Raw genomic sequence first — 504 nt, 5'->3', positions numbered from 1 at the left:
CTAACGTTGGACGTAACGGGCGCCGGAGCGCAGCGGAGGGAACCAAACTGCGCAGCAGTTTGGCGTCCCGTTGACGGACTTGTTAGCGCGCGGCGGCACTGGGAAGTTCGCCGCGAGCCTGGAGTCGGCCGAACGCACTGCGCCAAGCCGTGCCGGAGCACAGGAGTTCGGCGGCCGATTGGCTTACGGGGCCAACAATTTGCATGTATCGAGCGGTGCGCAAGGCACCATGAACGGCTCGCGCACCGACGTGCAGAGACCAGCGCAACAGAGCACCAACCATTAACCGGAGCACGGGGAAGTGACTGCGGAAATACAGGCCGCCGAGCAAGAGCAGCATTTCCATGCCGATGTAGTCGGCCACGAGAACAAGCGCGCGCAACTCTGGGTTTGAAACGACAGCAAGCGCCAACAGCAACGCGCATGCTTGAGCAAGGCGAAATAGGTGTCGTTGTTTCATGTGGCGACGTTAACTGGGCTGGTCATAACAAAGCGCGCTAACGT

Annotated in this window: 1 protein-coding gene; it reads right to left on the bottom strand. The window is 60.7% G+C overall.

Going from position 1 to position 504, the window contains the following annotated elements:
* Positions 1-82 precede the first annotated feature (82 nt).
* Positions 83-460 carry a hypothetical protein gene (locus tag HH302_RS22255; protein WP_172205428.1) on the bottom strand — a complete coding sequence of 126 codons (378 nt, stop codon included), beginning with the start codon at positions 458-460 and terminating at the stop codon, positions 83-85.
* Positions 461-504: the final 44 nt, after the last annotated feature.

It is taken from the genome of Niveibacterium sp. COAC-50, assembly GCF_013184235.1.
GTDB lineage: Bacteria > Pseudomonadota > Gammaproteobacteria > Burkholderiales > Rhodocyclaceae > Niveibacterium > Niveibacterium microcysteis.
This window is presented reverse-complemented; position numbering and strand designations above follow the sequence as displayed.